This window comes from Collinsella aerofaciens (genome assembly GCF_040910245.1).
GTDB lineage: Bacteria > Actinomycetota > Coriobacteriia > Coriobacteriales > Coriobacteriaceae > Collinsella.
On sequence record NZ_JBDGAY010000042.1, the window covers coordinates 1 to 3032 of the forward strand.

1 rRNA gene is annotated in these 3032 nt (G+C 63.6%); it reads left to right on the forward strand.

Annotated features, from left to right (window positions below):
* Window positions 1-109: 109 nt before the first annotated feature.
* Window positions 110-3032 (forward strand): 23S ribosomal RNA (locus AB5Z20_RS09765); the annotation flags it as partial.

A 3032-nucleotide genomic window follows, 5' to 3' on the forward strand; every position in this document is an offset into this window, starting at 1 on the left:
CTGTGCCGCGGTATGAGATACCCGAATTGCGACATACGAGCGCTATTCATGATATCGATTAATTAGATTAATTAGCGACACGTGGATATCCCGCGGGCCCGATGCGGTCCCGCAAGATACCACGGGCGCACGGCGGATGCCTTGGCACAGGGAGCCGATGAAGGACGCGGCAAGCTGCGATAATCCCCGGCGAGGAGCACACATCCTTCGACCCGGGGGTCTCCGAATGGGCGAACCCATGCACAGCAGTGTGCATATCCCCCCGCTGAACGCATAGGCGGGGGGAGGACAACCCGGGGAACTGAAACATCTAAGTACCCGGAGGAGAGGAAATCAATCTCGAGACTCCCCGAGTAGCGGCGAGCGAAAGGGGACCGATGGCCAAACCGTCGAGCGGGCATACCCGGCAGGGGTTCCGCCGACGGGGTTGCAGGGCCGCGCATCCGGGGGCTGCCGCCCCCGGGCGCAGGTCCGGCTGGGGAGCGGAACGGCATGGGAGGGCCGGCCGCAGCGGGTGACAGCCCCGTACGCGAACCCAGACCGGACGGCGCGACGCGGTCCCTGAGTAGGGCCGGGCACGTGAAACCCGGTCCGAACCTGGGTGGACCACCATCCAAGCCTGAGTACTACCCTGTGACCGATAGCGCACCAGTACCGTGAGGGAAAGGTGAAAAGCACCCCGGGAGGGGAGTGAAACAGTACCTGAAACCGTGCGCCCACGAGCAGTCGGAGCACCTATATGGTGTGACGGCGTGCCTTTTGTAGAATGAGCCAGCGAGTCGCTGGCGCGGGGCGAGGTTAACCGAAAGGGAGCCGTAGCGAAAGCGAGCCTTAACAGGGCGACTTGAGTCCCGCGCCGCGGACGCGAAGCCGGGTGAGCTATCCGTGGGCAGGCTGAAGCGGGGGTAAGACCCCGTGGAGGGCCGAACGCACGTCGGTTGAAAACGGCGGCGATGACCTGCGGATAGGGGTGAAAGGCCAATCAAACCCGGAGATATCTCGTTCTCCCCGAAATAGCTTTAGGGCTAGCGTCGCGCGTTCACCGCCGGAGGTAGAGCACCGGATGGACGAGGGGGCTTCGCCGCCTACCGAATCCAACCGAACTCCGAATGCCGGCGGCCCAGAGCGCGGCAGTCAGAGCATGTGGGCTAAGCTGTGTGCTCGAGAGGGAAACAGCCCGGACCGCCCGCTAAGGTCCCCAAGTTCCAGCCGAGTGGCAAAGGATGTGCGTCCGCCCAGACAACCAGGATGTTGGCTTAGAAGCAGCCATCCATTCAAAGAGTGCGTAACAGCTCACTGGTCGAGTGGACATGCGCCGACAATACACGGGGCTAAGCTGGACACCGAAGCGGCGGGATTTTATTTATAGAATCGGTAGGGGAGCTTCCCATGGGCGGAGAAGCCGGAGGGCGACCGACGGTGGAGCGCATGGGAGTGAGAATGCTGGCATGAGTAGCGAGAGACGAGAGAGTAACTCGTCCGCCGTGAACCCGAGGTTTCCTGGGCAAGGCTAATCCTCCCAGGGTCAGTCGGGGGCTAAGGCGAGGCCGGGAGGCGTAGCCGACGCGCAGCAGGCAGACATTCCTGCACCGCGCACGCGGCGCTACGACCGACGGGGCGACGGATGGGGGTGGCTCGGCGGGGTTCTGGACGTCCCCGTGATGGAGCGCGGCCCGCGGACCAGGGAAATCCGGTCCGCACGAGGGCGAGGCTCCGGACGAAGCGATTGAGCGAAGCGAGTGAGCCCGAGGTCCCTAGAAAAACCCCTAGGCAGGCGCGTGCGCGCCCGTACCGCAAACCGACACAGGTGGGTGGGTAGAACATACCGAGGCGATCGGGTCAACCATGGTCAAGGAACTCGGCACAATGGCCCCGTAACTTCGGGAGAAGGGGTGCCCGCGCGTACGTGAACCGGCTTGCCCGGGGAGCGGAGGCGGGCCGCAGTGGAGAGGCCCAAGCGACTGTTTACCAAAAACACAGGACTCTGCAGAAGCCGCAAGGCGACGTATAGGGTCTGACGCCTGCCCGGTGCCGGAAGGTCACGCGGAGGAGTTAGCCGTTAAGGCGAAGCCCCGAAGCCAAGCCCCGGTAAACGGCGGCCGTAACTATAACGGTCCTAAGGTAGCGAAATTCCTTGTCGGGTAAGTTCCGACCTGCACGAAAGGCGCAACGACTTGGGCGCTGTCTCGACCATGGACCCGGTGAAATTGCACTGGTCGTGAAGATGCGACTTACCCGCGGAAGGACGGAAAGACCCCGTGAACCTTCACTGCAGCTTGGCATTGGCCGCTGGTCCCGCGTGTAGAGGATAGGCAGGAGGCTAAGATCCGGAGGCGCCAGCCCCCGGGGAGCCGCCCTTGGAATACTGCCCTCGCGCGACCGGCGTCCTAACCCGAGGCCGTCAACCGGCTCGGGGACCGTGCCAGGCGGGCAGTTTGACTGGGGCGGTCGCCTCCTAAAGGGTAACGGAGGCGCGCGAAGGTCCGCTCGGGACGGTCGGCAACCGTCCTTTTGAATGCAAGAGTACAAGCGGGCTTGACTGCGAGGCCCACAAGCCGAGCAGGTGCGAAAGCAGGCTCTAGTGATCCGGCGGCCCCGAGTGGGTGGGCCGTCGCTCAACGGATAAAAGGTACTCCGGGGATAACAGGCTGATCTTGCCCAAGAGTCCACATCGACGGCAAGGTTTGGCACCTCGATGTCGGCTCATCGCATCCTGGGGCTGGAGCAGGTCCCAAGGGTACGGCTGTTCGCCGTTTAAAGCGGTACGCGAGCTGGGTTCAGAACGTCGTGAGACAGTTCGGTCCCTATCCTCCGTGGGCGCAGGAGAATCGATGGAGGCTGCCCCCAGTACGAGAGGACCGGGGTGGACGCACCTCCGGTGAACCGGTTGTCGACCAACGGCACGGCCGGGTAGCCGCGTGCGGCGCGGATAACCGCTGAAGGCATCTAAGCGGGAAGCCGTTCCAGGGATTAGTTCTCCTTCCGGTAAGGGCCCAGGTAGACTACCTGGTCGATAGACGGCAGGTGCAAGG